The sequence below is a fragment of the Micromonospora sp. NPDC049139 genome (assembly GCF_055586845.1).
In genome coordinates this window covers 354,521-380,809 of record NZ_JBVJHK010000003.1, presented here as the reverse complement: position 1 = coordinate 380,809, position 26,289 = coordinate 354,521, and the positions used below count along the sequence as shown (strand labels likewise).

Annotated in this window: 26 protein-coding genes; 12 read left to right on the top strand and 14 right to left on the bottom strand. The window is 75.1% G+C overall.

The features are described 5' to 3' along the window. Nucleotides 1–245 precede the first annotated feature (245 nt). Nucleotides 246–1,862 carry an RNA polymerase sigma factor gene (locus tag ACZ6Q9_RS08545; RefSeq protein WP_396828140.1) on the top strand — a complete coding sequence of 539 codons (1,617 nt, stop codon included), beginning with the start codon at nt 246–248 and terminating at the stop codon, nt 1,860–1,862. A gap of 244 nt (nt 1,863–2,106) precedes the next feature. Then, entirely contained in the window at nt 2,107–2,340 is a 234-nt protein-coding gene (locus tag ACZ6Q9_RS08540) for a DUF7455 domain-containing protein (RefSeq protein ID WP_036374862.1), read from the top strand. Nucleotides 2,341–2,719: 379 nt separating this feature from the next. Here the strand turns inward: ACZ6Q9_RS08540 and ACZ6Q9_RS08535 are convergent, their stop codons facing one another. From ACZ6Q9_RS08535 to ACZ6Q9_RS08525, 3 genes are all read right to left on the bottom strand, one after another. Further along, entirely contained in the window at nt 2,720–4,450 is a 1,731-nt protein-coding gene (locus tag ACZ6Q9_RS08535) for a DEAD/DEAH box helicase (RefSeq protein ID WP_393265359.1), read from the bottom strand. Nucleotides 4,451–4,642: 192 nt separating this feature from the next. Further along, nucleotides 4,643–5,293: a trimeric intracellular cation channel family protein gene (locus ACZ6Q9_RS08530; protein ID WP_393265362.1), complete on the bottom strand. Its 651-nt coding sequence runs from the start codon at nt 5,291–5,293 to the stop codon at nt 4,643–4,645. A 40-nt stretch (nt 5,294–5,333) separates the two neighbouring features. Further along, nucleotides 5,334–5,552, bottom strand: a complete 219-nt coding sequence (locus ACZ6Q9_RS08525) for a DUF3039 domain-containing protein (RefSeq protein WP_091096469.1) — start codon at nt 5,550–5,552, stop codon at nt 5,334–5,336. Nucleotides 5,553–5,638: 86 nt separating this feature from the next. Here ACZ6Q9_RS08525 and ACZ6Q9_RS08520 point away from each other — a divergent pair, with 86 nt between their 5' ends. Both ACZ6Q9_RS08520 and ACZ6Q9_RS08515 read left to right on the top strand, forming a co-directional pair. Continuing rightward, nucleotides 5,639–6,568 (top strand): pseudouridine-5'-phosphate glycosidase, encoded by a 930-nt coding sequence (locus ACZ6Q9_RS08520; protein ID WP_393265364.1) that lies wholly within the window; start codon nt 5,639–5,641, stop codon nt 6,566–6,568. Next, nucleotides 6,565–7,461 (top strand): carbohydrate kinase family protein, encoded by an 897-nt coding sequence (locus ACZ6Q9_RS08515; protein ID WP_396828144.1) that lies wholly within the window; start codon nt 6,565–6,567, stop codon nt 7,459–7,461. The genes ACZ6Q9_RS08520 and ACZ6Q9_RS08515 overlap by 4 nt, the downstream gene beginning before the upstream one ends. A 48-nt stretch (nt 7,462–7,509) precedes the next feature. Here ACZ6Q9_RS08515 and ACZ6Q9_RS08510 read toward each other — a convergent pair whose 3' ends face one another. After that, nucleotides 7,510–7,866, bottom strand: coding sequence for a DUF3099 domain-containing protein (locus tag ACZ6Q9_RS08510; RefSeq protein ID WP_350711071.1), 357 nt, complete (start codon nt 7,864–7,866; stop codon nt 7,510–7,512). Nucleotides 7,867–7,972: 106 nt separating this feature from the next. Here ACZ6Q9_RS08510 and ACZ6Q9_RS08505 point away from each other — a divergent pair, with 106 nt between their 5' ends. Both ACZ6Q9_RS08505 and ACZ6Q9_RS08500 read left to right on the top strand, forming a co-directional pair. Beyond that, nucleotides 7,973–8,260, top strand: coding sequence for a hypothetical protein (locus ACZ6Q9_RS08505; RefSeq protein ID WP_245724613.1), 288 nt, complete (start codon nt 7,973–7,975; stop codon nt 8,258–8,260). Between the two features lie 13 nt (nt 8,261–8,273). After that, on the top strand, nt 8,274–8,585 hold the full coding sequence (locus ACZ6Q9_RS08500) for a hypothetical protein (RefSeq protein ID WP_393451981.1): 312 nt from the start codon (nt 8,274–8,276) through the stop codon (nt 8,583–8,585). Between the two features lie 104 nt (nt 8,586–8,689). Here ACZ6Q9_RS08500 and ACZ6Q9_RS08495 read toward each other — a convergent pair whose 3' ends face one another. The 3 genes from ACZ6Q9_RS08495 to ACZ6Q9_RS08485 all read right to left on the bottom strand — a co-directional run bounded on the left by ACZ6Q9_RS08495 (nt 8,690) and on the right by ACZ6Q9_RS08485 (nt 12,431). Continuing rightward, nucleotides 8,690–9,271, bottom strand: a complete 582-nt coding sequence (locus tag ACZ6Q9_RS08495; RefSeq protein WP_396828147.1) for an HhH-GPD-type base excision DNA repair protein — start codon at nt 9,269–9,271, stop codon at nt 8,690–8,692. A gap of 140 nt (nt 9,272–9,411) precedes the next feature. After that, a complete protein-coding gene (locus tag ACZ6Q9_RS08490; protein ID WP_393451975.1) occupies nt 9,412–10,083 on the bottom strand; it encodes a response regulator in 672 nt (223 codons plus the stop codon). After that, entirely contained in the window at nt 10,080–12,431 is a 2,352-nt protein-coding gene (locus ACZ6Q9_RS08485; RefSeq protein WP_396828149.1) for a sensor histidine kinase, read from the bottom strand. Before ACZ6Q9_RS08485 ends, ACZ6Q9_RS08490 begins: the two co-directional genes overlap by 4 nt. Nucleotides 12,432–12,567: 136 nt before the next feature. Between ACZ6Q9_RS08485 and ACZ6Q9_RS08480 the strand changes: the two genes are divergently transcribed. From ACZ6Q9_RS08480 to dtd, 3 genes are read left to right on the top strand one after another with little or no spacing between them, the layout of a single operon-like run. Beyond that, nucleotides 12,568–13,692 (top strand): lysostaphin resistance A-like protein, encoded by a 1,125-nt coding sequence (locus ACZ6Q9_RS08480; protein WP_396828151.1) that lies wholly within the window; start codon nt 12,568–12,570, stop codon nt 13,690–13,692. A gap of 4 nt (nt 13,693–13,696) precedes the next feature. After that, a complete protein-coding gene (locus ACZ6Q9_RS08475; RefSeq protein ID WP_393451966.1) occupies nt 13,697–15,181 on the top strand; it encodes a DUF7782 domain-containing protein in 1,485 nt (494 codons plus the stop codon). After that, on the top strand, nt 15,181–15,603 hold the full coding sequence (gene dtd / locus ACZ6Q9_RS08470) for a D-aminoacyl-tRNA deacylase (protein WP_393265384.1): 423 nt from the start codon (nt 15,181–15,183) through the stop codon (nt 15,601–15,603). Before ACZ6Q9_RS08475 ends, dtd begins: the two co-directional genes overlap by 1 nt. A gap of 139 nt (nt 15,604–15,742) precedes the next feature. Here dtd and ACZ6Q9_RS08465 read toward each other — a convergent pair whose 3' ends face one another. Next, complete coding sequence (locus ACZ6Q9_RS08465) at nt 15,743–16,531, bottom strand: sporulation protein (protein ID WP_393265387.1); 789 nt, start codon at nt 16,529–16,531, stop codon at nt 15,743–15,745. A gap of 260 nt (nt 16,532–16,791) precedes the next feature. Between ACZ6Q9_RS08465 and sigB the strand changes: the two genes are divergently transcribed. Then, nucleotides 16,792–17,808, top strand: coding sequence for an RNA polymerase sigma factor SigB (sigB, locus tag ACZ6Q9_RS08460; protein ID WP_396828154.1), 1,017 nt, complete (start codon nt 16,792–16,794; stop codon nt 17,806–17,808). Nucleotides 17,809–17,908: 100 nt separating this feature from the next. After that, nucleotides 17,909–18,316 carry a VOC family protein gene (locus ACZ6Q9_RS08455; RefSeq protein WP_396828156.1) on the top strand — a complete coding sequence of 136 codons (408 nt, stop codon included), beginning with the start codon at nt 17,909–17,911 and terminating at the stop codon, nt 18,314–18,316. 68 nt (nt 18,317–18,384) lie between these two features. Here the strand turns inward: ACZ6Q9_RS08455 and ACZ6Q9_RS08450 are convergent, their stop codons facing one another. From ACZ6Q9_RS08450 to ACZ6Q9_RS08440, 3 genes are all read right to left on the bottom strand, one after another. After that, nucleotides 18,385–20,940, bottom strand: a complete 2,556-nt coding sequence (locus tag ACZ6Q9_RS08450) for a bifunctional acetate--CoA ligase family protein/GNAT family N-acetyltransferase (RefSeq protein WP_396828158.1) — start codon at nt 20,938–20,940, stop codon at nt 18,385–18,387. A gap of 24 nt (nt 20,941–20,964) precedes the next feature. Continuing rightward, entirely contained in the window at nt 20,965–22,146 is a 1,182-nt protein-coding gene (locus tag ACZ6Q9_RS08445) for an acetoin utilization protein AcuC (protein WP_396828160.1), read from the bottom strand. A gap of 141 nt (nt 22,147–22,287) precedes the next feature. Continuing rightward, nucleotides 22,288–23,136: a sulfurtransferase gene (locus tag ACZ6Q9_RS08440; protein ID WP_396828162.1), complete on the bottom strand. Its 849-nt coding sequence runs from the start codon at nt 23,134–23,136 to the stop codon at nt 22,288–22,290. A 161-nt stretch (nt 23,137–23,297) separates the two neighbouring features. Here ACZ6Q9_RS08440 and ACZ6Q9_RS08435 point away from each other — a divergent pair, with 161 nt between their 5' ends. Next, nucleotides 23,298–23,987: a metal-dependent transcriptional regulator gene (locus ACZ6Q9_RS08435; RefSeq protein WP_393451947.1), complete on the top strand. Its 690-nt coding sequence runs from the start codon at nt 23,298–23,300 to the stop codon at nt 23,985–23,987. Between the two features lie 150 nt (nt 23,988–24,137). On the opposite strand, the gene ACZ6Q9_RS08430 is transcribed toward ACZ6Q9_RS08435, so the two are convergent. From ACZ6Q9_RS08430 to ACZ6Q9_RS08420, 3 genes are all read right to left on the bottom strand, one after another. Next, nucleotides 24,138–24,689 carry a hypothetical protein gene (locus tag ACZ6Q9_RS08430; protein ID WP_396828164.1) on the bottom strand — a complete coding sequence of 184 codons (552 nt, stop codon included), beginning with the start codon at nt 24,687–24,689 and terminating at the stop codon, nt 24,138–24,140. A 91-nt stretch (nt 24,690–24,780) separates the two neighbouring features. Then, the gene (locus ACZ6Q9_RS08425) at nt 24,781–25,023 is read right to left on the bottom strand and encodes a DUF5522 domain-containing protein (protein ID WP_393265409.1); all 243 of its coding nucleotides are present in this window, start codon (nt 25,021–25,023) and stop codon (nt 24,781–24,783) included. A gap of 20 nt (nt 25,024–25,043) precedes the next feature. After that, a complete protein-coding gene (locus ACZ6Q9_RS08420; RefSeq protein WP_393265610.1) occupies nt 25,044–25,994 on the bottom strand; it encodes an asparaginase in 951 nt (316 codons plus the stop codon). Between the last annotated feature and the right edge of the window lie 295 nt (nt 25,995–26,289).

Genomic DNA, 26,289 nt, shown 5'->3' with positions numbered 1-26,289 from the left:
GCGGTACCATCCTTACAAAGTCCACATCTACGTCGAATCGGCGGTCCCCGCCGCCGGTCCACCGTGCGGCGACGGATGATCGCCGCAGACGGCGTTACAATTCACCCCTGCCCACGCTGCGACGGACCGCCAACGACCGGCCGGCCCGGGACACGGGGGTCCTTCAACCACATCGCCCGGCAAGGTGCACCGCTCTGCGTCGGACGACCCGGCCGTGCTCGCTCTTCGCCTCCGGAAGGTCATTCGTGACAGAACCCCGCCAGACCGGCGCCGACGTTCGCTCGCTCACCGACACCCTGATCGCCCACGCGCAGAGCGCCGGCGGCCAGCTCACGTCGGCCCAGCTCGCGCGCACCGTCGAGTCCGCCGAGGTGACTCCGGCCCAGGCCAAGAAGATCTTGCGGGCGCTCTCCGAGGCGGGAGTGACCGTGGTGGTGGACGGCTCGGCGAGCACCCGCCGCCGCGTCGCCGCCGCCCGCTCGGCCACCCCGGCGTCCCGGGCCACCACCGCCAAGACGACCAAGAAGGCCGCCGCGCCCGCCCCCAAGCAGGCGCCCGCCGCCGACGAGGCCCCCGCGCCCGCCCCGCGCAAGGTCGCCGCCGCCCGCAAGGCCGCCGGCACCACCGCCGAGGTGGCCGCCAAGGCCGCGGCGCCCGCGAAGGCGACCAGGTCCACCCGGGCCACCAAGGCCACCGTCGCCGCGGCGGCCGGTGCCAAGCCGGCCAAGGCTGGCGGCAAGGCCAAGGGCGAGGGCGCCGAGGGCGACATCGACCCGGAGGAGCTGGCCGCCGAGATCGAGGACGTGGTGGTCGAGGAGCCGGCCGAGCTGACCCAGGCCGCCGAGACCGACGCCGCCAACTCGGCGAGCGACAACGACTTCGAGTGGGACGACGAGGAGTCCGAGGCGCTCAAGCAGGCGCGCCGCGACGCCGAGCTGACCGCCTCGGCCGACTCGGTCCGGGCCTACCTGAAGCAGATCGGCAAGGTCCCGCTGCTCAACGCCGAGCAGGAGGTGGAGCTGGCCAAGCGGATCGAGGCCGGGCTCTACGCCGCCGAGCGGCTGCGTGCGGCCGAGGAGGGCGAGGAGAAGCTCACCCGCGACATGCAGCGGGACCTGCTCTGGATCTCCCGCGACGGCGAGCGCGCCAAGAACCACCTGCTGGAGGCCAACCTCCGGCTGGTCGTCTCGCTGGCCAAGCGCTACACCGGCCGCGGCATGGCGTTCCTCGACCTCATCCAGGAGGGCAACCTCGGCCTGATCCGCGCGGTCGAGAAGTTCGACTACACCAAGGGCTACAAGTTCTCCACCTACGCCACCTGGTGGATCCGGCAGGCGATCACCCGCGCGATGGCCGACCAGGCCCGCACCATCCGCATCCCGGTGCACATGGTCGAGGTGATCAACAAGCTCGGCCGCATCCAGCGCGAGCTGCTCCAGGACCTGGGCCGCGAGCCCACCCCGGAGGAGCTGGCCAAGGAGATGGACATCACACCGGAGAAGGTGCTGGAGATCCAGCAGTACGCCCGGGAGCCCATCTCGCTGGACCAGACGATCGGCGACGAGGGCGACAGCCAGCTCGGCGACTTCATCGAGGACTCCGAGGCCGTGGTCGCGGTCGACGCGGTGTCGTTCTCGCTGCTGCAGGATCAGCTTCAGCAGGTGCTGCAGACGTTGTCCGAGCGTGAGGCGGGTGTGGTACGCCTGCGCTTCGGTCTGACCGACGGCCAGCCGCGCACGCTCGACGAGATCGGCCAGGTCTACGGCGTGACCCGGGAGCGCATCCGGCAGATCGAGTCCAAGACCATGTCCAAGCTGCGCCACCCGTCGCGTTCGCAGGTGCTGCGGGATTACCTGGACTGATCGCGATCGTCAACCGAACGTGTCGTTTTGATCACCTGACGTGCAACGTCGGAAGGTGATCGTTCGGTTGCACGATTGTGATCGTTGACGTGGCACCCTTGGTGCACGGCACACTGTCCCTGCCATGTGTGACCTCGGTCCCCCGCGGGCACACAGGGAAGGCAGCGCCGGGACAGGGTGTTGCACGATAGGTGAGCAACGACCGAAGAGATTGTTCATCGGTGACGACCAGAGGAGGAAGGCGATGACCCCGACCCTCACGCCGCCGCCCGAGACGGTGGCTCCCCCAGCCGCCGATGAACGGTGCGACCGCTGCAATGCTGCCGGCAAGCTCCGGATCACTCTGGCGGGTGGGAGCGAGCTGGTGTTCTGTGGGCACCACGCGAACAAGTACGCGGAGGATCTCGTGAAGATCACCGTGCGGTACGCGACGGACCCGGAGTTCAGCTGGCGTGGCGCCGATCTGATGGCGAACTGAGTCCGCAAACCCACGACATAGCCGGCCGGAGGCCCCCAACGGGGAGCCTCCGGCCGGCTTTTGCGTACCCCCGCCCTGTCTGACCCACGGCCGCAACGGGCCGCGGTGGAACGGAGCGCGCGGCCGGGCCACGGGCTACCTGACGGGTGCAGCGGGGCGCGGAGCGCGCGGCGGGGCCCACGAGCGCCCGACGGGGCCCAGGGGGCCCGGGCGGGCGGATCCCACAGCCGGCCCACGGGCGGCCTGAGAGGGCACAGCGGGCGCGGGCGGAGCCGACCGCACACCGCCGGCCCCACAGGCGGCCTGACGGGCGCCGGGGGTCGCGGACCGCGCGCCGGGTCCACGGGCCACCACCCGGGCCGTGCGGGGCCGTCCGCCGTCAGAGGGTCTGGACGGTGGCGATGCGCTCCTCGAGCTGCTCGATCGTGGCCTGGGCGCTCGGCGGGCCGCCGCAGAGGCGGCGCAGCTCGGCGTGGATCTTGCCGTGCGGCTGCCCCGTCCGGTGGTGCCGGGCGGCCACCAGAGCGTTGAGCTGCCGACGCAGGGCGACCCGGCGCTGGGCGGCACTCATCGGTGCCGGCGGCGCCGCGGACGGCTCAGCGGCCGGCTCAGCGGGCCGCGCGGCCCTTCGGCGCTGGGCGGCGAGCTGCTCCTGCTGCCGCTTGGTCAGCAGCATGGCGACCTGGTCGGCGGTCAGCAGCCCGGGCAGGCCCAGGTACTCCTCCTCCTCGGGGGTGCCGGCCTGGGCGGCGGTGCCGAACGAGGCGCCGTCGAAGATCACCTGGTCCAGCTCGGCGGTCGCGGAGAGTGCGGCGAAGCGCTTCTCCAGCTCGCCGCTGGCCTGGTCGTCACGCTGGGCGCGTTCCAGCAGGTCGTCGTCGAAACCCTCGCGGTCCTTCGGCTTGCCGAGCACGTGGTCCCGCTCGGCCTCCATCTCGCTGGCCAGCCCGAGCAGGTGCGGCACGCTGGGCAGGAAGACCGAGGCGGTCTCCCCCTCGCGGCGGGCGCGGACGAACCGGCCGATCGCCTGCGCGAAGTAGAGCGGGGTGCTGGCGCTGGTCGCGTACACCCCGACCGCCAGGCGGGGGATGTCGACGCCCTCGGAGACCATCCGGACCGCCACCAGCCACCGCTGGTCGGACGCCGCGAACGTCGCGATCCGCGCGGAGGCCCCCACGTCGTCGGAGAGCACCACCGCCGCCCGTTCGCCGGTCAACTGCTCGATGAGCTTGGCGTACGAGCGGGCGGTCTGCTGGTCGCTGGCGATCACCAGCCCGCCGGCGTCGGGCATCCCCGCGTTGCGCAGCACGGTCAGCCGGGCGTCGGCGGCCCGCAGCACCTGCGGCATCCAGTCGCCCGCCGGGTCCAGGGCGGTACGCCACGCCTGCGCGACGAGGTCCTGGGTCATTGGCTCGCCGAGCCGCGCCGCCAGCTCCTCCCCGGCGTTGGTGCGCCACCGGGTCTCCCCGGAGTACGCCAGGAAGAGCACCGGGCGGACCACGCCGTCGCGCAGCGCGTCGGAGTAGCCGTACACCGAGTCGGCGCGGGAGCGGAGCAGACCGTCCCCGCCGCGCTCGTACGTGACGAACGGGATCGGGTTGTCGTCGGAGCGGAACGGGGTGCCGGTGAGCATCAGCCGGCGCTCGGCGCCCTCGAAGGCCGCCTTCACCCCGTCGCCCCAGGAGCGGCTGTCCCCCGCGTGGTGGATCTCGTCGAGGATGACCAGCGTGCGCCGGGTCAGGGTGCGCCGCCTGTGCACCTGGGGCGCCATCCCCACCTGCGCGTACGTCACGACGGCGCCGTGGAAGTCGGCGGCGGAGTGCAGGTCGGCGTTGCGGAAGGCAGCGTCGAGCTGGATGCCGACCCGGGCCGCCGACTGCGCCCACTGGGTCTTCAGGTGCTCGGTCGGGGCCACCACGGTGACCGCCTCGACGGTGCCGTCGGCGAGCAGCTCGGCCGCGATCCGCAGGGCGAAGGTGGTCTTGCCGGCACCCGGGGTGGCGACGGCGGTGAAGTCGGGGTCCCGTCGGCGCAGGTACTCCACCAGTGCCTTGCGCTGCCACGCACGCAGTGCCGGAAACGTCTCGATCGCCGGCAACCGGGCCGCCACGCGAAGCTCCTCTCCGACCGCCTGAAACGGGCGGACCCCGGCCGAGGGCCACGGGTGCCGCCGCCCATGAAAACGCCTCCGCGCCGATGGTGCCGCGAAGGCCGACTCAGCATAACCAGCGGGGCGCTCCCGACCCAGCCGACACCACGCGGCTCACATCCCCCACGCCGGTCACCCCGCCCCGGCGAGGGCTCAGGGATGGGGGCCGGGGGCGTGGGTACGTGGGGGGCGGAGGGTGGCGATCGGGGCCGACCAGCGCCGGCGCAGGGCGACCAGGCGGAACAGGAAGACGAACGCCGCCGCCGCGGTCAGCCAGGCGGCGTTGGCGTGCCCGAGCGCGTCCAGCAGCGCCACGGCGATCGAGCCGGCGAGCGCGGCGACCGCGTAGATCTCGCGCCGCAGCACCACCGGGATCTCGGCGGTGAGCAGGTCCCGCCCGAGGCCGCCGCCGATCGCGGTGAGCATGCCGATCACGCACGCCCCCACCGCCGGCACCTGGGCGTCGAGGGCCTTGACCGTGCCGGTGACGGTGAACAGCCCCAGCCCGGCCGCGTCCAGCACGAGCACGGTGGTGCGCAGCCTGGCGAGCTGGGGGTGCAGCCAGAAGACGGCGGCGGCGGTGACGGCGGCCGTGGCGGCGTACCGCCAGTCGGCGAAGGCCAACGGCGGCACCTCGTCGATCGCCAGGTCCCGGAAGATCCCGCCGCCGAGCGCGGCGACGAAGCCGACGAAGACGACGCCGAAGAGGTCGAGCCGTTTGGCCACCGCCGCGGAGGCCCCGGAGGCGGCGAAGACCGCCACCCCGGTGAGGTCGGCGAGGAGCAGGGCGGTGGAGGTGGTCACCGCCGCAGGTTACGTGGGCGGCCGGGACGACCGCCCCGGTTCACTCGGCGTACGAGTCGTAGATCTCCTTGCACTTCGGGCAGACCGGCGAGCCGGGCTTGGCGGCCTTGGTCACCGGGAAGGTCTCCCCGCAGAGCGCGACGACGAAGGTGCCCATGACGGCACTCTCGGCGATCTTCTCCTTGCGCACGTAGTGGAACATTTCGGGACCGGTGTCGGCGTCCTTCAGCTCCGGACGCTCGAGAACCTGTGTGCTCACTTCTACACCTCCAACCGTCAAGTCTGGCAGGTCACCGCGGCCCGGTCCACTTCAGGCCACCCCGGCGAAGGCCGTACGGTGGTGACGTGACCGACTTTCACATCCACTACGGCGCCGAGGTGGCCGAGGCGCTGCGCGCCGGACGCCCCGTCGTCGCCCTGGAGAGCACCATCGTCTCGCACGGCCTGCCCCGGCCCGACAACCTCCGGGTGGCCCGGGAGATCGAGCAGGCGGTCCGGGACGCGGGCGCGGTCCCGGCGACCATCGGCATGGTCGGCGGCCGGCTCGTGGCGGGCCTGGACGACGCGGAGCTGACCCGGCTCGCCACCGCCGACGGGGTCGCCAAGCTCTCCGTACGCGATCTCGCCGTGGCGGCGGCCACCGGCGCGGACGGCGCCACGACCGTGGCCGCGACCAGCGCGGTGGCCGCCGCCGCCGGCATCGGGGTGTTCGCCACCGGCGGCCTCGGCGGGGTGCACCGGGAGGCCGCGCAGACCTTCGACGAGTCCGCCGACCTGGTCACCCTGGCCCGGACCCCGATCGCGGTGGTCTGCGCCGGCGTCAAGTCGATCCTCGACGTGGGCGCCACCCTGGAGCGGCTGGAGACCCTCGGCGTCGGCGTGGTGGGCTACCGGACCCGGCGGTTCCCCGGCTTCTTCATCACCGACGGCGGCTTCGACCTGGACTGGTCGCTGGACTCCGCGGAGCAGGTCGCCGACGCGCTGGCCGCCCGGGAGCAGCACAACGTGCACCACGGCGGCCTGATCGTGGCCAACCCACTGCCGGCCGACGAGCAGCTCGACCCGGAGCTGCACGACCGGACGCTCGCCGACGGGCTGGCGCTGCTGGAACGCGACGGGGTGACCGGCAAGGCGGTGACGCCCTACCTGCTCGCCCACTTCCACTCGGCGACCGAGGGGGCGAGCCTGGCGGTGAACGTCCGGATCATCCTGCGCAACGCCGACCTCGCCGCCCGGATCGCGGTCGCCGCGGCCGCCCGTCGCGCCGACGCATGACCGCAGGCCGCGTCCTCGTCGTCGGTGACCTGATCACCGACGTGGTGGCGGTGCTGGACGGGCCGCCGGCCACCGGGTCCGACACGCCGGCGGCCATCCGGTTCAGCGGCGGCGGACAGGCCGCCAACACCGCGGCCTGGCTCGCCGCCCAGGGCGTGCCGGTGACGTTGGTGGGCGCGGTCGGCGACGACGGCCAGGGGCGGGAGCGGGTGGCCGAGCTGGAGCGGGCCGGGGTCGACTGCGCGGTGACGCGGCATCCGGAGCACGCCACCGGCACGGTCATCGTGCTGGCCACCGCCGGGGAACGGACGATGATCACCGAGCGGGGCGCGAACCTGCGGCTGGCCCCGGCGGACGTCGACGCGGCGCTGGCCGCCGCGCCGGACGCGCGGCACCTGCACCTGTCCGCGTACACCCTGCTGGACGCCGGGTCCCGCCCGGCCGGGCTGCGCGCGCTGGCCGCCGCCCGCGAGCGCGGGCTCACCACCAGCGTCGACGCGGCCTCCGCGGCGCCGCTGCGGCGGGTCGGCGCGGCGGCCTTCCTGTCCTGGGTACGCGGGGTCGACCTGCTCCTGGTCAACGCCGACGAGGCGACGGTGCTGGCCGGCGGGCTCGACCCGGCGGCGCAGGGGCGGGCGCTGTCGGCCTCCGCCCGGCGGATCGTCGTCAAGCAGGGTGCGGCCGGGGCGGTCTGGGTGGACCGGGACGCCACGGTCGCCGTGGCGCCGGCCCGCCGGGTGGCGGTGGTGGACGTCACCGGGGCCGGGGACGCCTTCGCGGCTGGGCTGCTGGCCGCCTGGCTCGCCGGCGCGGACCCGACGGTGGCGCTGCGCCGCGCGGGCGACCTCGGCGCCCTGGCGGTCTCGCAGGTGGGCGCCCGCCCCGCTCCCTGACCCGAACCCCGCGCCCCACCCCCGCTCGCCCGCGGGGGGGCGGGGCGGTCAGGGCTCGGCGTCGATCACCTTGTGCGGCCGCTCCTCGGCGGTCAGGCTCATCGGCGGGGTCTCGTCGCGGTGCCGCGGCTGGAACCGGGACGCCAGCCGGTGTTGCTCCTTCGGCGGCCGGTCGTTCGCCAGCAGCACCGCCAGCCAGGGGATGAGCACCATGCCGAGGGCCACCAGCGGCAGCCAGAGCCAGAGCAGTGGGGCCTGCACGCCGACCAGGACGGCACCGACGATCACGCACGCCACCCGGATCCCCATCATCAGCACGTAGCGCCGCTGGCGGCTGGTGAGCTGGTCGTCCTGGCTGCGCGAGGCGTCGGTGATCAGGATCGGCTGGTACGCCTGACGCTTCACCACGGACCTCCTCGAGGGGGTTACGCCTCATCCTGTCACCTCGAACGCGTGATCAGCGAAAATCGGCACAGCCGGGCTCGTGTTACATCCGTGGTACGCTCGCGCCGTGGGCAGCAGGTTCAGCTTCACCGACGAGGCGTTGGCCAACCTGAGGGTCTACGACGTCACGCCTGGGGAAGTCTGGGAGGCGCTGCACAGCACCCGCCGGGTGATCCGTCACCTGGGCGACGACGTGATGGTCGTCTACGCCGCCGCCCGCCGGGGGCGCCGGCTGGCCGTGCTGCTCGCCGAGGCCGACGGCACCGACAACGACTGGGACATCCTCTCCGCCCGCGAGCTCAGCGACGCCGAGGCGAAGCGCTACGACGAGGCCGTGCGGAGATCTCGCCGATGAGGAGGCGGTGACGATGAACCGTAACGACGCGACCAAGCAGTTCCACAGCGGCGGTGACCGGCTCGCGGAGCTGATCGACGAGAGCCAGCCGGTGGAGCTGCCCGCCCCCGACACCGACACCCCCATGGTCAGCCGCTCGGTGCGCCTGCCCCTGGAGACGTACGAGCGGGTCCGCGCGGCCGCCGACGCCCGCGGCATCGGGGTCACCACTCTGATGCGGCAGTGGATCGAGGCCGGCCTGGCCGACCTGGACGACTCGGCGACGGTCTCGCTCGCCGACGTCCGGCGGGCGCTGGCCGCCCTGTCCCGCCCGACCGCCGCCTGACGTCGCGGCGCACCGGGGCGCACCCCACGACCGCCGTCCGACCCCGGCCCGCACGGGTCGCCCTGGAAACTCCCGCCCACCGGACCCGCCGCGCGGCAGCGGCGTCAGCCCTGGGCGGCCTTCGCCTTCGCCGCCGCCTTCATCTGCTGCTTGTAGTCGCGCACCCGGCGCAGCGATTCCGCGTCGACGACGTCCGCCACCGACCGGTGGGCGTCCAGGTCGCCGTACCCGCCGGCCGCCTCCCGCCAGCCCTCCGGCGTGACCCCGAACCGCTTGCCGAGCAGGGCGAGGAAGATCTGCGCCTTCTGCGTGCCGAAGCCGGGCAGCTCGGCGATGCGGCGGAGCAGTTCCCGGCCGTCGGCGACGTCGGACCAGAGCCGGGCGGCGTCGCCGTCGTACCGGTCGACGAGGACCCGGCACACCTCCTGCACCCGGGCCGCCATCGCCTTCGGGAACCGGTGCAGCGCCGGCGGCCGGGCGAACAGGGCCACCAGGGCCTCGGGGTCGTGGTCGGCGATCTCCCGGGCGTCCAGGTCCCGCCCGAGGCGCTGGGTCAGCACGTACGGCGAGGAGAAGGCCTTCTCCATCGTCACCTGTTGGTCGAGGACCATCCCCAGCAGCAGGGCCAGCGGGCTGCGCTCCAGCAGCCGGTTGGCCTCGGGGTCGATGGGCAGCGCGAGCGTCATGGGGACATCCTGCCCAATGGCGGGGGCCGGGGCGGAGGGGCCGCGCCGATCCGCCCCACCTTCCCGCCGCCGACGGGCCGGCCCCGGCCACCGCCGCGCGGGGCGTCACCGCCCGACCCCGGGTTACCCGACCGGCGCCCCTACGCCGGTGACCGCCGGGAGGCGGGCCGGACGAGCCCGAGATCGTAGGCGAGGATCGTCGCCTGCACCCGGTCCCGCGCACCCAGCTTGCCCAGCAGGGCGTTGACGTGTGCCTTCACCGTGCCGGTCGCGACGCCCAACTGCGCGCCGATCTCCGCGTTGGTCAGCCCGGCCGCCAGCCGGACGAAGACCTCGCGCTCCCGTGCGGTGAGCGCGGCCAGCTCGACGGGCTCCGCCGGCGGGGTGAGCGCCCCGGTGGCGAAGGCGTCGATCAGCCGGCGGGTGACGGTGGGGGCGAGCAGCCCGTCGCCGGCGGCCACCACCCGGATCGCGTGCAGCAGGTCGACCGGTTGGGCGTCCTTGAGCAGGAAGCCCGAGGCGCCCACCCGCAGTGCCTCGAACACGTGGGCGTCCAGGTCGAAGGTGGTCAGCACCAGGACCCGGGGGCCGGCCGGGTCGGCGGTCAGCCGGGCGGTGGCGGTGAGGCCGTCCATCCCCGGCATCCGGATGTCCATCAGCACCACGTCCGGTCGGCTCCGGGCGGCCTGGTCGAGCGCGTCGGCGCCGTCGGCGGCCTCCCCGACCACCGTCAGGTCCGGTTCGGCGTCGACGATCGCCGCGAACCCGGCCCGGACGACCGGCTGGTCGTCCACCACCAGCACCCTGATCATCGCGCCCCCTCCGGCACCCGTTCCCGCCGCTGCCCGGGCCGGGCGACGGAGGCCCCGGGGACCGGCGGCAGCGGCAGCCGCGCCCGCAGTTCGCCGCGGCGCAGCGCGAGCCGGCCGCCGAGCGCGTCGACCCGGGCCCGCAGCCCGGCGACGACCAGCGGGTCCGCCGCGGTGGGCAGGCCCGTGACCGACACCCGCAGCTCACCACCGGCCAGCCGCAGCACCACCCGGGCCGGCCCGGTGCCCGCGTCCAACGCGGCCTCCACCAGCCGGTACGCCGACACGTCCACGTCGGTCGGCAGGGCCGGCACGGTCGCCGGCGCGTCCAGCAGGACGTCCCGGCCGTCCGCCTGCCGCGACGCGCAGAGCCCGCCCACGTCGGCGAGGGTCGGTTGCGGACCGTGCGGCGTCGGCCGCTCGTCGGCGCGCAGGTCGTCCAGCAGGCCGCGCATCGCGGCCAACGTGGCCCGTGCCTCGACCAGGATCTCGGCGAGCCGGCCCTGGTCGGCGACGACCACCAGGCGACCGGCCCGGTCCAGCACCGCCGAGCGTAGTCCGGCGCCGACCCGCGCCCGCTCGGACCGGGCGGCCGCCACGGCCCGGGCGGTCGCTGCGGCGAGCGCGTCGTCCTCCCGGCCGAGCACCCGCCGCCGCCGGCGCCGGACCAGCGCGCCGCCGCCCCAGGCCAGCAGCATCGGCGCCAGCAGCAACCCGGCGACGAAGACGGTCATGAAGACGGTGACGGGAACGTGCACGGGCTCCCCCGCGATCGAGCCGTCCGCCGCCGCCGTACCGACCAGGCCCACGGCGAGCACCGTGGCCGCCACCGGCGCGGCCAGCCACGTCGGGCCGGCCCGTCGGGCGTACGCGGCCACGGCCCAGACGGCGGCCAGGTCGGCGAAGCCGGCGGTCAGCAGCACGAACTCCGCGCCCCGGGGCAGCTCGACCAGCAGCGCCGTGACCGGCCAGAGCAGCGCGGTCCCGGCGACGCCCGCGAACGCGGCCCACGGTCGGCGGCACCGCCACGCCAGCGGCGCGGCGTGCGCCACGGAGAACAGCAGGAGCTGGAGCAGGACGATCGGGTCGCGCAGCCCCGCCAGTTCGACGTCGGTCTCCACCGACACGAGGGCCGCGGCCACCGGAAGCACGAGCGCGTTGCCGACCAGCGCGGCGGTCACCAGGGACCGGCCGTTCTCCGACCGGACCGGCGACGGCAGGCTGCCGGGATCCGCCCCGACCGGCAGCCGTGCCTCGACCCGCCAGCCGTCGCCGTCCGGGCCGGCCCGCAGGGTGCCGCCCAGGGCGGCGACGCGCTCCCGCAGGCCGCTGATCCCCCGCCCGGCGCCCAGCGTGAAGGTGGCCGTCGGCCCCGGTACGCCGGTGTCGGCGACGGTGACGGTGACGGTCCCGGCGTCGACCGCGACCCGGACCGAGGCGTCGGCTCCGGCGGCGTGCCGCACCACGTTGGTCAGGGACTCCCGGACGACGGCGTGGACGACCTCGGTCAGCGCGGCCGGCGGTTCCGGACCGACCCGGTCCAGGCGCACCGGCTGGCCGAGCCGGTGGAAGCCGGCGACCAGGTCGTCGAGCCGCCGCCGCAGCGGCCGGTGCGCCTCGGTGTCCTCGCCCATCACCGCGACCAGGCGATGCAGCGCGACCAGGGTCTCCCGCCCCGTACGCGCCGCGAACTCCACCGCCTCCGCGGCCAGTTCCGGACGTCGGGCCGCGAGCCGCTCGGCCGCTCCCGCCGTCACCACGATGGAGGTGAGGTGGTGGGCGCTGACGTCGTGCAGCTCCCGGGCGAGCCGGTGGCGTTCGGTCTCCGCCGCCCGGCGGGCCTCCGCCTCGACGGCGACGAGCCGGCCGGCCACCGCCGCCCGCCCGGTCACCCAGTGCCGGCGGCTGCGCCCGAGCCCGGCGGCCAGCAGGTAGCCGAGCACGGCGACGACGACCTCCCCCAGATAGGCCGCGGCGGTGTCGAAGCGGGGCAGGTTGACCGACGCCACCCACAGGGCGCCGGCGGCCAGCGCCACCCGGACCACCCGGCCGGGCGCCCGGACGGCCACGGACCAGATGGCGACCAGCTCGGCGAGGCTGAGCACCAGCAGGTCGTCCGGAGAGACGCCGAGCCGGCCGAGGGTCTGCGCGGCCAGGACCACGCCCAGCGCCGGGAGCGGCCGACGTTGCCGCCAGCCCAGCGCCAGGAGGGTGACCACGGCGGCGACCAGACCCGCCGTGGTCGCCGCCACGTCCGGTGCGTCACCCCGCAGCAGCGGCAGGCCGGGCCAGACCAGGATCTGGGCGCCGACCAGCGCCGACGGCAGCAACCAGGTCCGCAGGAGAGTCATGATGAGGGCAACCCTACGTAGGCCCGCCGACCGGTCACGTCACCCGCGGGCACGAGGCGGCCTATACCCCAGGGTGGTGCCGAAATCGGTCCGCACGTCGACCCGTCGGCCCGTCGGCGGCGGCAGGCTTGCCTCCATGATCAGTATTACTCCCCCGGGCGCCCCGTACCACCGACTGGCCCGGACCGGCCGGCAGCGGTGGTGGCGGCCGCTCGTCGGCGTCCTCGCCCTGCTCGGCGGGGCGCTGCTCGTCGGCTGCGCGATCTTCGGCGTCGCCACCATCGTGGCGGAGATCACCGACCGGCCGACGGACGCCGACGGGCTGCCCGTCTTCGGTCCCGTCGTGGACACCGCCCTGCTGGTGCTGTCGGTGGCGGTGGCCCTGCCGCTGACGATGGCCGTCACCCGCTGGGTGGAACGCCGGCCGGCCGGCAGCCTCTCCTCCGTGCTCGGCCGGGTGCGGTGGCGCTGGCTGGGCACCTGCCTGCTGACGGCGGCCCCGGCGATCACGGTCATGCTGGTCGGCAGCCATCTGCTCCTGCGGGCCACCGGGGACGAGATGGTCCTCGTCGGCCCGCTCGACGCCTGGGTCGGCTGGCCCGCTTTCGCCGCCGGCCTGCTGATGATCGTCACGCTGGTCCCGTTCCAGGCCGCCGCCGAGGAGTACCTGTTCCGCGGCTGGCTGCTCCAGGCCTTCGGGACCTGGCTGCGCTCGCCCTGGCCGGGGCTGGTGGTGCAGGCGGTGCTCTTCGCCGCGGCGCACGGCTGGGGCACCGTCTGGGGCTTCGCCGACCTGGTCGTGATGGGGCTGCTCTGCGGGTGGCTCACGGTGCGTACCGGCGGCCTGGAGGCGGCCGTCGCGTTGCACGTGGTCAACAACGTGAGCGCGTTCGGGCTGGCTGCGGCGTTCGGCGGGCTGACCGTGGACGAGACAATGGCCGACGCGCCGTGGCAGCTGGTGCTGGTCGACGTGCTCGTGCTGCTGGCGTACACCTGGCTGGTGGCACGGGCCGCCGACCGGCGCGCGCTGGCGACGGCGGCGCCGGGCGGCGGATCCCCCGAGCGTCCGGGCGGGGGATCTCCCGGCCGTCCGGGCGGCGACTCGGAGGCCGACGCCGGAGTGGCCCATCCCGACGGGCGGTCCGTGTGGCCGGTGGGGTCGGTTGACGGCGACGGGCCGGCGGTCGGGCCGGCGCCGGGGTCGGCGGCCCGCCGATCTCCCGGGTGGTCGAACGCCGGCGCGCGGCGCCAGGCAGGATGACGGCGTGGACGGACACGACATGTTGCTCTCCCCCGCCGGCGTCGAGGCGCTGCGGACCGCGCTGACCAGGGCCGGGTTCACCTCGAACGGCATCGCCACCCGGCTCGGCCCGCAGGCCACCGGCGGCGTGGCCCGCAACGACTTCCGGGCCGCGCTGCGCGCCACCGAGGACCGCGACCCGCTCGGCACGCTGATCCGGGTGTTCGTCTGCGAGCAGACCGAGCCGGAGGCCGCCGTGGCCGCCGCGCTCGCGCCGCTGTCGCTGGACGAGGCGCTCGCCGGGGGCCTGGTCGAGCGGCATGGCGACGGGCTGCGGATGGGCCTGGACCTGGAGCCGTACGGGGACGACTGGTGGGTGCTGGCTGACGTGCCCGCCAGCGCCCGCCCGGGCCGCCCGTTGCACGCCCACCACGTGCTCGGCATCGGCGGGGCGACCCAGACGCTGATCGGCGCGACGGTCCGCCGGCCGGTGGAGACCGCGCTGGACCTGGGCACCGGCTCCGGCGTACAGGCGCTGCACCTGGCCACCCACGCCCGGCGGGTGACCGCCACCGACGTCTCCGAGCGGGCGCTGCGCTTCGCCGCCACCACCGCCGCGCTCAACGGCCAGGACTGGGAGCTGCTCCGCGGCGACCTGGTCGCCCCCGTCGCCGGGCGCCGCTTCGACCTGGTGGTGAGCAACCCGCCGTTCGTGGTCGGGCCGGGCACCACCACGCACGTCTACCGCGACTCCGGCCGGGTCGGCGACGCGATCGGCGCGGAGCTGGCCGCCGCCGCGCCCGGTCTGCTCACCGAGGGCGGCACCATGCAGTACCTGGCCAACTGGGTGCACGTCGCGGGCGAGGACTGGGCCGAGCGGGTGACCGGCTGGTTCGCCGGCACCGGGCTGGACGCCTGGGTCGTCCAGCGCGAGGTGGCGGACCCGATGGCGTACGTCAACCTGTGGCTCACCGACGTCGGCGAGGCCGCCGACCCGCGGCGGATGGCGGACTGGCTGGACTGGTTCGACGCGCACAAGGTGGAGGCGGTCGGCTTCGGCATCGTCTCGCTGCGCCGCTCCGGCCACGACGACCCGGTGATCCGGGTGGAGGACCTGCGGCAGCGGGTGGAGGCGCCGCTGGGCGACCGGATCGGCGCCTGGTTCGACCGCCAGGACTGGCTGCGCGCCCACGACGCCGACGGGCTGCTCGCCGCGCGCTACCGGGCGGCTGACGGCCTCCAGCTCCGGCAGGAGGCCACGATGGGCGACGAGGGCTGGGCGGTGGACCGGCAGGTGCTGGCCATGCCGCACGGGCTGCGCTGGACGGAGGAGATCGACCCCCTGGTGCTCGCCCTGGTGGGCGGGGCCGACGGGCGGCTGCCGCTGCGCGACCAGCTCGCCCTCCTCGCGGCCGCGCACGACGTCGCCCCCGAGGAGCTGGCCGACGCCGCCGGCCCGATCGTGGCGCACCTCGTCGAGCGCGGCTTCATCGAGCCGGTGACCGGCTGATGCGGGCCGTGGTGCAGACCGTCAGCCGGGCGGGCGTGACGGTCGACGGCGAGGTGGTCGGCGCGATCGACGACGGGCTGCTGGTGCTGCTCGGGGTGACCCACACCGACACCGTCGAGACCGCCCGCACGATGGCCCGCAAGGTGCACGAGCTGCGCATCCTCGACAACGAGCGGTCCGCCGCCGACACCGGCGCGCCGATCCTGGTGGTCAGCCAGTTCACCCTCTACGGCGACGCCCGCAAGGGACGCCGTCCGAGCTGGACGGCGGCAGCCCCGGCCGAGGTGGCGGAGCCGCTGGTGGCGGCGGTCGTGGAGGCGCTGCGTGCCCGGGGCGCGAAGGTCGAGACCGGTCGCTTCCGCGCCCACATGCTGGTCGAGAGCGTCAACGTCGGTCCGCACACGATCCTCCTCGACCTCTAACCTCCACCCTCCCCTCCCCCTCCCCCACCCACACTCCCCGAATCCCACCCCGTTGATCATGAAGTTATTGCCGTGACACGCCGCGGCGAAGGACAACAACTTCATGATCAACCTGCGCCTGTGGGGGCGGGTGGGCGGGTCAGGAGAAGAGGCCGCGGCGCTGGAGCGACTGGCGGATCCAGGCGTCGAGCTGGGCCGTCCAGTCGGTGCGCTCGGCGGTGGCGTGGTCGATGGTGAAGCGGCCGAAGGCGTCCCGGCCCTCGGTGAACAGGCCGCCGCGCTTGTCGAGCTCCAGCACCACCTGGATCTGCTGCGGGTCGGTGACGAAGGTGACCTCGAGCTGGTTGATCGCGCCGGCGTACTGCGGGGCGGGGTAGAACTCGATCTCCTGGTAGAAGGGCAGGCTCTGCCGCACGCCGTAGATGTGGCCGCGCTCCACGTCGGCCCGGGCGAACCGGAAGCCCAGCCGCAGGAACGCCTCCAGGATCCGCTGCTGGGACGGCAGCGGGTGCACCGCCACCGCGTCCAGGTCGCCCTTGTCGACCGCGCGGGCCACCTCCAGCTCCGTACGCAGCCCCATCGTCATCCCGTGCAGGTGCTGCCCGTACAGCTCGGTGAGCGGCGTCTCCCACGGCACGGCGAAGCGGAACGGGATGTCGTGGCGCTGGCCGGGCTCCAGCCGGAACGCGCCGGTCGCCGCCTGCCGGTGGAACTCCTGCGTGGTCTCGTAGTCGTTGTCGCCGCTCTCCACCTCGACCCGGGTGACCAGGCCCAGGGACACGTAGGAGATGTCGACGGGGTGCTCGCCGCCAGCCACGTGGACGACGCCCTCCAACTGGCCGCCGGGGCGGCAGTTCGGGTTCGCCAGGACCGTTTCCACCGACGGGCCACCCACGCCCATCGCCTGCATGAGCCGCTTGAAGACCACGACACCCTCCAAAACCTGTTCCGGTGCGCCGACGTCGCCGGCGGCGCCGGCCCCACTGGCCGACCGCTGGCACGGTAACCGCACGCGACAAGGAACGCTCGGCGACGACACGCGCACGGTACGCAGGACCCGGGCCGGATTCGTGTCGGGTCCCCGATCGCCTCACTCCCGTTTCACGCCCCGCCCGCCAAGCTGTGTGTCACACCGGCACCACTGGGCCGGAACGAGCGGCACAGACGTGGACACGGGGAGAAGACGAGATGGCCCTGCAGATGATGGAGCACCGGATGCGCCCGGCCGGCACCACCGAGGCCGACCACGCCACCGACACCCTGACCGACCTCGACGCCACGGACGAGCGCGGCGTCTCCACGGACCTGGTCCGGGCATACCTGAACGGGATCGGGCGGACGAAGCTGCTGACCGCCGCGCAGGAGGTCGACCTGGCCAAGCGGATCGAGGCCGGCCTGTTCGCCGAGGAGAAGCTGGCGACCTGCACCCCGGTCTCCGCCGAACTGCGGGCCGACCTGGAGCTGATCGTCACGCAGGGCCGGGCGGCGAAGGACCACCTGCTGGAGGCGAATCTCCGCCTGGTGGTCAGCATCGCCAAGCGCTACACGGGTCGCGGCATGGCGTTCCTCGACCTCATCCAGGAGGGCAACCTCGGCCTGATCCGCGCGGTCGAGAAGTTCGACTACGCCAAGGGCTACAAGTTCTCCACCTACGCCACCTGGTGGATCCGGCAGGCGATCACCCGCGCGATGGCCGACCAGGCCCGCACCATCCGCATCCCGGTGCACATGGTCGAGCAGGTCAACCGCATGGTCCGGGCCCGCCGCGAGCTGTCCGTCTCGCTGGGCCGCGAGCCCACCGTCGCCGAGGTCGCCCGAGCCATGGACATCCCGGAGTTCCAGGTGATCGAGCTGATCTCGTACGACCGGGAGCCGGTGAGCCTGGACCAGGCGGTCGGCGAGGACGGCGAGAGCGCGCTCGGTGACTTCGTGGCCGCGGTGGACCCGAGCGCCGAGCCGGGCGACGTCGCCGCGCAGGGCGAGCTGCGCAACGAGGTGAGCATCGTGCTGGCCACCCTCTCCCAGCGGGAGCAGGCGGTGATCCGGCTGCGGTTCGGTCTCGACGACGGCCGGCAGCGCACGCTCGACGAGGTCGGCCGGGAGTTCGGCCTGTCCCGGGAGCGGATCCGGCAGATCGAGAAGGTGACCCTGCTGAAGCTGCGCGACCCGGAGCGGGCGCAGCGCCTGGAGGCGTACGCCTGCTGACGTTCCCTGAGCCACGCGAGGCCCCGGCGGTTCGCCGGGGCCTCGCGTGCGTCCGGGCCGTGGTCCTTGACGCGGGCCGCCGGGCGGGCTAACAACATGTGTGAACTGGACCCTGGAAGTGGTGGTCGTACCGGTCTCCGACGTGGACCGGGCCAAGGCGTTCTACGTCGACCAGCTCGGCTTCGTCGTGGACCACGACACGGTGGTCAGCGCCGACGCCCGGATCGTGCAGCTCACCCCGCCCGGCTCGGGCTGCTCGATCGTCATCGGCACCGGGGTGCTGCCGGACATGCCGCCGGGCTCGCTGAAGGGCCTCCAACTGGTCGTGCCCGATCTGCCCAGGGCCCGGGCCCAGCTGGTCGAGCGCGGCGTGGCGGTGAGCGAGATCCAGGTGGTGGGCGAGAACCCGCGCCCCGTGCCGGACCCGCTGGACAACGTCGGCTTCGTCTTCTTCACCGACCCGGACGGCAACGCCTGGGCGGTGCAGCAGATCTCCTCCCGGGCGTGAGTGCTCGGCCTCCCGCCGGTTAGGAAGGGCCCCTTCCTCTACCGCAGGCGTTAGGAAGGTGCCCTTCCTTACAGGCGGCGGGGGCCGGTGTCGGGGCGGGCGACGGCGGAGCCGATGCGTACGGTGGCGTGCAGCACCGAGATGCCGTCGGGGCGGGCGAGCACCGGGTTGAGGGTGAGCGCGCGCACCCGGGGCTGCTCGTCGGCGAGCCGGCCGACGCGCAGCAGCAGGTCGGCCAGGGCCGCCCGGTCCACCGGCGCCGCGCCCCGGTGCCCGCGCAGCAGCGGCGCGGCCCGTGGCTCGTCGACCAGCTCGGCCGCGTCCAGGTCGGTCAGCGGCACCGCGCGCCAGGCCCGGTCGCCGAGCAGTTCGGTGGCGACGCCGCCCAGCCCGAAGCCGACCACCGGGCCGAACGCCGGGTCCTCGACCAGCTCGACCACGCAGGCCACGCCGGGCGGCACCATCGGCTGCACCAGGACGTCCGCGCCGAAGACCGCCGACATCTCCGCGTACGTGCGGTGGACCGTGGCGGCGTCGGGCAGGTCGAGCCGGACCGCGCCGAGGTCGAGCCGGTGCCGCAGGCCCGGGGCGGCGGCCTTGAGGGCCACCGGGAACCCGAGCCGGGTCGCCGCGTCGACGGCCTCCCCGGCGGAACGCACCGGTGCCGACTCGACCACGTCGATCCCGTACGCGGCGAGCAGCCCCACCGGGTCGAGGGCCTCGGGTCGCAGGGCCGCGTGCGCCGCCGCCCGGTCGACCCGGGGCAGCTCCGGCAGCAGGCCGGCCGGGCGGCGCAGCCAGTCGGCGTACGTGGCGACCCGGGCGAGGGCGCGGACGGCCTCCTCGACGCTCGGGTAAGCGGGCACCCCGGCCGGCGCCCGGCCGACCAGGAACGTCGCCACGGTCGGCTTGCCGGCGGCGAGCGCGGTCGGCAGGGCGGCGGTGAAGTCCGCCTCGGTGTCGGTGAGCTGGCCGGGCAGCGGCGGGGCGAAGACCACCACGAGCGCGTCCACGCCCTCGTCGGCGGCGGTGTCGGCGAGCGCGGCGGCGAACTCGGCCGCCCCGGCGCGGGGCCCGACGTCGCGGGGGTAGCCGCGGGCGACGGTGAGCCCCTGCGCGGCGCAGGCGGTGGCCGCGAGCCCGGTCAGCGCCGAGGAGTTGCCGACCACCCCGACCCGCGGCCCGGCGGGCAGCGGCTGGTTGGCCAGCAGCACCCCGACGTCGAGCAGCTCGGCGACGGTGTCCACCCGGATCACCCCGGAGTGCGCGAACAGCGCGCCGACGGCGACCTCGTCCGGCCCCGCGGAGTCGCCTACGCCCGGCGGGCGGGCCGGCGAGGCGAGCGCCACGACCGGCTTGTCCCGGCCGATCCGGCGGGCCAGCCGGGCGAACTTGCGCGGGTTGCCGAAGGTCTCCAGGTACAACATGATCACGTCGGTGCCGGGGTCGTCCTGCCAGTACTGGAGCAGGTCGTTGCCGGAGACGTCAGCCCGGTTGCCGGCCGAGACGAAGCTGGACAGTCCCAGCCCGCGCCGGTCCGCCTCGGCCAGCAGCGCCACCCCGAACGCGCCGGACTGGCTGAAGATGCCCACCCGGCCGGGCACCGGCAGCCGCGGGGCGAGGGTGGCGTTGAGGCGTACGGTCGGGTCGGTGTTGGCCACCCCCAGGCAGTTCGGGCCGACGACGCGCATGCCCGCCGCGTGCGCCGCGCGGACCAGCGCGCGCTGCGCGGCGGCACCGTCCGGGCCGGCCTCGGCGAAGCCCGCGGAGATCACCACCAGGGCGTGCGCGCCCGCGGCGGCGGCGTCGTCGACCGCCTCCCGCGCCGTCTCCGGCGGCACCGCCACCACGGCCAGGTCGACCGGCACGCCCGCGTCGGCCGCCGACGGGTACGCGGGCAGCCCGGCGACCGCCGCCGCGCTCGGGTGCACCGGCACCACCGAGCCGGTGTAGCCGCCGTCGCGCAGGTGCCCGAGCACCGCCGCGCCGACGCCCTGCCCGGTGGCGCTGGCGCCGTAGACGGCGACGCCGCGCGGGGCGAGCAGCCGGGCGACGGAGCGGGCCTCGGTGCGGTGCTCACGACCGCGCTGCACCTCGAGCGTGGCGTCGGTGGGCGCGATCGGGAAGGTCAGGTGCACCACGCCGTCGGCGAACTGGCGCTGGAGCTGGTAGCCGAAGTCGGAGAAGACCCGCAGCATCGCGCCGTTGGCCGGGAGCACCTCGGCCACGAAGTTCGCGATGCCGGTCCGGCGGGCCGCGTCGGCCAGGTGTTCCAGCAGCACCGAGCCGATGCCCCGGCCCTGGTAGGCGTCCTCGACCACGAACGCCACCTCGGCCTCGGGCGCGTCGGGGCCGAGCCGCTCGTAGCGGCCGACGGCGACGATCCGGTCGCCGGCCAGCACCACGAACGCCTCCCGGTCGCGGTGGTCGACGTTGACGAAGCGGTGCAGGTCCCGCTCGGGGATGCGCGGGTACGGCGAGAAGTACCGCAGGTAGCGGGTGCGCTCGGAGAAGCGCGAGTGCATCGCCACGATCCCCGGCCCGTCCGACGGGCGGATCGGTCGCAACTGGACGGTGGTGCCGTCGCTGAGCAGCACGTCCACTGGTTGTTCCACCGTGGTCACCTGTGTGGTTCCTTCCGGCCCGGCTCAGTCGCGCGGGTCGTGCGGGTCGAGCCCGAACAGCGGGAACGCCGCCTTGCGGGCCGCCGCGATCGCCCGGTCCACCGCGTTCGGCTCGCCGGTCGGCTGCCACGGCTCGTACGACGGGTCGACGTCGTCGGTCATCCGCAGCGGGATCTCCCGGCCCGGCCGGCGCGCGGCGGCCAGTTCCCGCCAGACCGGCGGGGTCAGCGTGGCCGGCGCGATCGGCTCGCCCGTGGCCACGGCGAGCAGGTGCGTCCAGGCCCGCGGCACCACCTCGACCAGCGCGTACCCGCCGCCGCCGGTGGCCACCCAGCGGCCCTCGCACAGCTCGTCGGCGAGCGCCCGCAGGGCCAGGTAGGTGGCGCGCTGACCGTCGACGGAGAGGTGCAGGTCGGCGAGCGGGTCGAGCCGGTGCCCGTCGGCCCCGCACTGGGTCACCAGCACCTGCGGCCGGAACGCGCGCAGCACCGACGGCACGACCGCGTGGAAGGCGCGCTGCCAGCCGGCGTCGTCCACGCCGGGCGGCAGCGGGACGTTGACGGCGCTGCCCACCGCGCCCGGCCCGCCGGTCTCGTCGGGGAAGCCGGTGCCCGGGAAGAGCGCCAGCGGCGTCTCGTGCAGGCTGACCGTCAGCACCCGAGGATCGTTCCAGAAGATCTGCTGCACCCCGTCGCCGTGGTGCACGTCCACGTCCACGTACGCGACCCGCTCGGCGCCGAGGTCGAGCAGGCGGGCGATGGCCACCGCCGGGTCGTTGTAGACGCAGAAGCCGGCGGCCCGGGCGGGCATCGCGTGGTGCAGCCCGCCCGCCACGTTGACCGCCCGCCGGGCCTCGCCCCGCCAGACCGCCTCGGCCGCGGCCACGCTCGCCCCGGCGACCAGCGCGCTCGACTCGTGCATCCCCGCGAAGACCGGGTTGTCCGAGGTGCCCAGCCCGAAGCCGGCGAAGAGCGGGTCGCGCGGGGCGGCCCGCACCGCGTCGAGGTAGCGGGGGTCGTGCACCCGGGTCAGCAGCGCGTCGTCGGCCGACTCGGGCTTGACCAGCCGCACCCCGGGACGCGCTAGCACGCCGAGCTCGCGGGCCAGCGCGACGGTCAGCTCCACCCGGACCGGGTCGAGGGGGTGATCCCCCATGTCGTAGGCGAGCAGGGACTCGTCCCACACCACCACCGTGTCCTCGGACATGGCCTCATCGTCGCACGCGCGCCCGCACGCCCCCAGCGCGCGTGCTGGGGGCGCGCCCCGGTGTCGGCCTGCTCACGCGCCCTCGTGTCGCCCGGCGCACGTGCCGTCAGCCGGCCGGCGTCGCCGGGGTGGGCGTGCCCCTCAGCCCTCCCCGGTGGCGACCGGTCGGGACGGGTCGGCGACCCAGTTGCTCCACGACCCGACGTAGAGCGCCGCGTCGGGCCGACCCGCCAGGTGCAGGGCGAGCACGGCCTGCGCGGCGGTCACCCCCGACCCGCAGTACGCCCCGACGGGGGCGCCCCCGGCCACCCCGGCGGCGGCGAACCGCGCGCGCAGCGCGTCGGCGGCCGGAAACCGGCCCTCGGCGACGTACTCGCCGGCGGGCAGGTTCACCGCGCCCGGGACGTGCCCGGCGACGGGGTCGATCGGCTCGGTCTCGCCCCGGTAGCGGGGCGCGGCGCGCACGTCCAGCAGGACGCCCTCGTCGGCGGCGGCCAGCCGGGCGGCCTCCCCCGCGTCGAGCACCGGCAGCGCGCCGGGGCGCACCTCGACGTCGCCCGCCGCCGGGGTCGGTTCCGCCGTGCTGGTGGACAGTCCGGCGGCCTGCCACGCCGGGAAGCCGCCGTGCAGCAGGCGTACCGGCCGGTGACCCGCCCAGCGCAGCGTCCACCAGGCGCGGGCGGCGGCCATGCCGTCGCCGCCGTCGTACACCACCACGGGATGACCGGCACGGACGCCGGCGGCCCGCAGCGCGGCCTGGAGCGCGGCCGGGTCGGGCAGCGGGTGGCGGCCGGCCGGGCCGGGCGGGCCGCAGAGCGCGGTGTCGAGGTCGACGAAGACCGCGCCGGGCAGGTGACCGGCGGCATAGTCGTCCCGGCCGGGCGGGCCCGTCAGGCGCCAGCGGACGTCGAGCAGGGTGGGCGGGTCGGCGTGGTCGAGCTCGGTCGCGAGCCGGTCGGCCTCGACCAGCAGCTCCTCGGTTCCGGACATGAGGTCAAGTCAACACCATCCGGGCCCGGGCCTCGCGGTTCGTCAAGGGTCGTTCGGCCTGCGTCGGGGTACCATCGTGGGCCGGAGGGCCGCTGACGTGGGGCATGATCTGGTCGGCACGACCGAGCCTGAAGTTACCTCCGCGGCAGGGAGGGATGAAGGTGTCCAAAACGGATCTGGTCGACACGACCGAGATGTACCTCAAGACCATCCTCGAACTGGAGGAGGAGGGCGTGCCGCCCCTGCGCGCCCGGATCGCCGAGCGGCTGGGGCAGAGCGGGCCCACCGTCAGTCAGACCGTCGCCCGGATGGAGCGCGACGGCCTGCTCACCGTGGAGGGCGACCGGCACCTGGCGCTCACCCCGCACGGTCGCAGCACCGCCGTTTCGGTGATGCGCAAGCACCGGCTCGCCGAACTGCTGCTGGTCAACGTGATCGGGATGCCCTACGAGGAGGCCCACGAGGAGGCCTGCCGGTGGGAGCACGTGATGAGCGACGCCGTCGAGAAGCGGGTCTACGACCTGCTCAACCGGCCGACCCGCTCGCCCTACGGCAACCCGATCCCGGGGCTGGAGGCGCTGGGCACCCCCGGGCCGGAGACCACCGACGCCGTCGAGGGTGAGCGCAACCTGGCGTTCCCCGGCCTCTCCGGGCCGGTCGTGGTCCGGCGGATCTGCGAGAGCGTGCAGACCGACGCGGACGTGCTGCGGCAGTTGCACGCGGCCGGCGTCGACCCGGGCGCGACGGTGATGGTGGCGCAGGAGCGCGACGGGGTGTCGATCGACCGCTCGGGCGACCGCGTCCGCCTCCCCCGCGAGGTCGCCTCCCGCGTCTTCGTCGCCGCCCACTGACCCCTCCCACTCCGCCCCCACCCCGCGCTCCCTGCCCCGGATTGGCTCGGCTCGGCGATCTTGCACTTTGTGCCCGGAAATATCCGACACAAGGGACGGATCGGGGGCCGAAAGTGCAAGATCGCGGAGTGGGCGGAGTGGCGGCGCGGGTCAGATGGCGCGGATGTCGAGCTGCTTGGCCAGGGCGATGAGGGCGTCGGTGAGCTTGTCGGCGTCTGGCTTGGGCGTGTCGGGTGGGGTGGTGTAGCGGAGGGTGGCGAGGCGGCCCTCGGCGGCCAGCCAGCCCACCTCCGCGACCGGGCCGAAGGCGCCCTTGGCCGCGACGGTCCGCCGGTATGCCTTCTGGCCCAGCCCGGTGACCTTGGCCGCCTTCTCCGGCACCACGTCCGTGGTGAAGGTGGCTGCGTCGATCGACGCCTCGGTGACGATCAGCGTCAACTCCGGCAGGGTGGCCTGCTCGGCGCGGACCACGCAGGTGTGGCTGTCGCCCGTCTCGCTGGCGGCGGCGATGTCGAAGCGGGCCCCCGCGTGCTGCTCGATCACGCCGAAGTCCAGCAGCCGGCACGCCCCGCCCGACGAGGCGGCCGCCACGTCGACCGCGATCGGCGCGGGAGGCGGCACCGCCACCGGTTCGGCCGCCTCCGCGCCGCAGCCCGTCGCCAGCAGTACGGCCACCCCGGCGCCCACGATCCGCCCGCGCACGATCACTCCTCCGCTGTCCACCCCGACGTGTCCGCCGGACACCGTACGGCCTGCCCCGCCCTCGCGGTAGCCCTCGATCAGCCGGTCGCCGTCAGTCGTCGACGTACGGGCAGTGCCGACAGCCGCGACCGCAGCAGGTGCCGCGTCGGGCCAGGAACCCCGCGCTCAGCACGAACAGGCCGGTGGCCGGGTCGAGGTAGCCGGCCTCACCGGCAGCCAGGGCGGCGGCGTGTGCGGCCAGGATCCGCTCCCGGTCCGGATGCTCCGGCGGCAGCCGGGACGGGTGTGGCTCGGTCAGCGGCCGGCCCGCCAGCGGTCGTCGCTCTCCGGTCACCGGCGCAGTCTAGAGAGCGGTCAGCCGTGCCGGGCCAGGGCGGCGGCGATCTCCTCGCGGCCCGCGCCCGCCGCGAGCAGCAGCCGCAGCAGCACCTTCGCCTTGTACGGGTCGAGCAGCCCACCGTCCAGCAGGCCCCGGCGGCGCAGGTCCGTCTCGGAGCCGACCGCGCCGTAGGTGTGCCGCAGCACCGAGCCGGCGCCGGTGCGGGAGGTGAGCACCACCGGGATCCGCTCGGCCAGCGCCCCGAGCACCGGGGCCAGGACGGCCGGGACGTGCCCGACGCCGAAGGCGGCGACGACGAGCCCGTGGTGGGTGTCGGCGACCCGGTCGAGCAGGCCGCCGTCGTCGTCGAGCGTCACGGTGTGCAGCGCGACCCGGGTGGCGTCGAGCCGTGCCGGGTCGACCGGCGGCAGCGGCTCCCGCCGGGACGGGCGGGCCAGCACGCGTACGCGTCCCTCGACCACGTGCCCGACCGGGCCGGCGTTCGGCGAGGCGAACGTGCCGGTGCTGGTGCTGTGCGTCTTGCGTACCCAGCGGGCGGCGTGGATCTCGTCGGCGAACGCGACCAGCGCGCCCAGGTCGCGGGCGGCGGGGGCCGCCGCCACGCGGGCCGCCGCGAGCAGGTTCGCCGGGCCGTCCGGGCCGGCCAGGGTCGGGTTGCGCATCGCGCCGGTGAGGACCAGCGGCGCGGCGTGCGGCCAGACCAGGTCGGCCAGGAACGCCGACTCCTCCAGCGTGTCCGTGCCCTGGGTGACCACCACACCGGTCGCCCCGTCGGCCACCGCCCGCGAGGCGGCGTCGACCACGTCGAGCAGTTGTCGGTACGTCAGGTGCGCGCTCGGCACCGCGTGGGTGTCGCGGACCTCCAGCGGCAGGCCCAACTCGTCGAGGCCCGGCACGGCGGCGGTGAGGTCGGCGCCGGTCAGCCGGGTGACCACCCCGGCCCGGCCGGGGTCCACCCCGCCCATCGCGATCGTGCCGCCGAGGGTGAACAGGGCGATGGACACGCCGGGCCTCCCGTCCGCCGCCTGGAAGGCGGCCCGCAAGAACGTACCCTCCGGGTCGGATAACCGGTGGCGCCGGTCTGCGGGCGGCCCCGCCGGCGCTGGTGGTTCCGACGGCGACGGGGTCGTCCTGCTCCGCCACCAGCGCGTCCACGACTGACGAGCGCCCCGGTCGGGTGAGGCCGGTTTCCGCACGGACGGAAGCACGTTGGTTTTCCGTTCCGCCCGGCCTATGGTGGCTCCATGTGTTCGTTCGGTC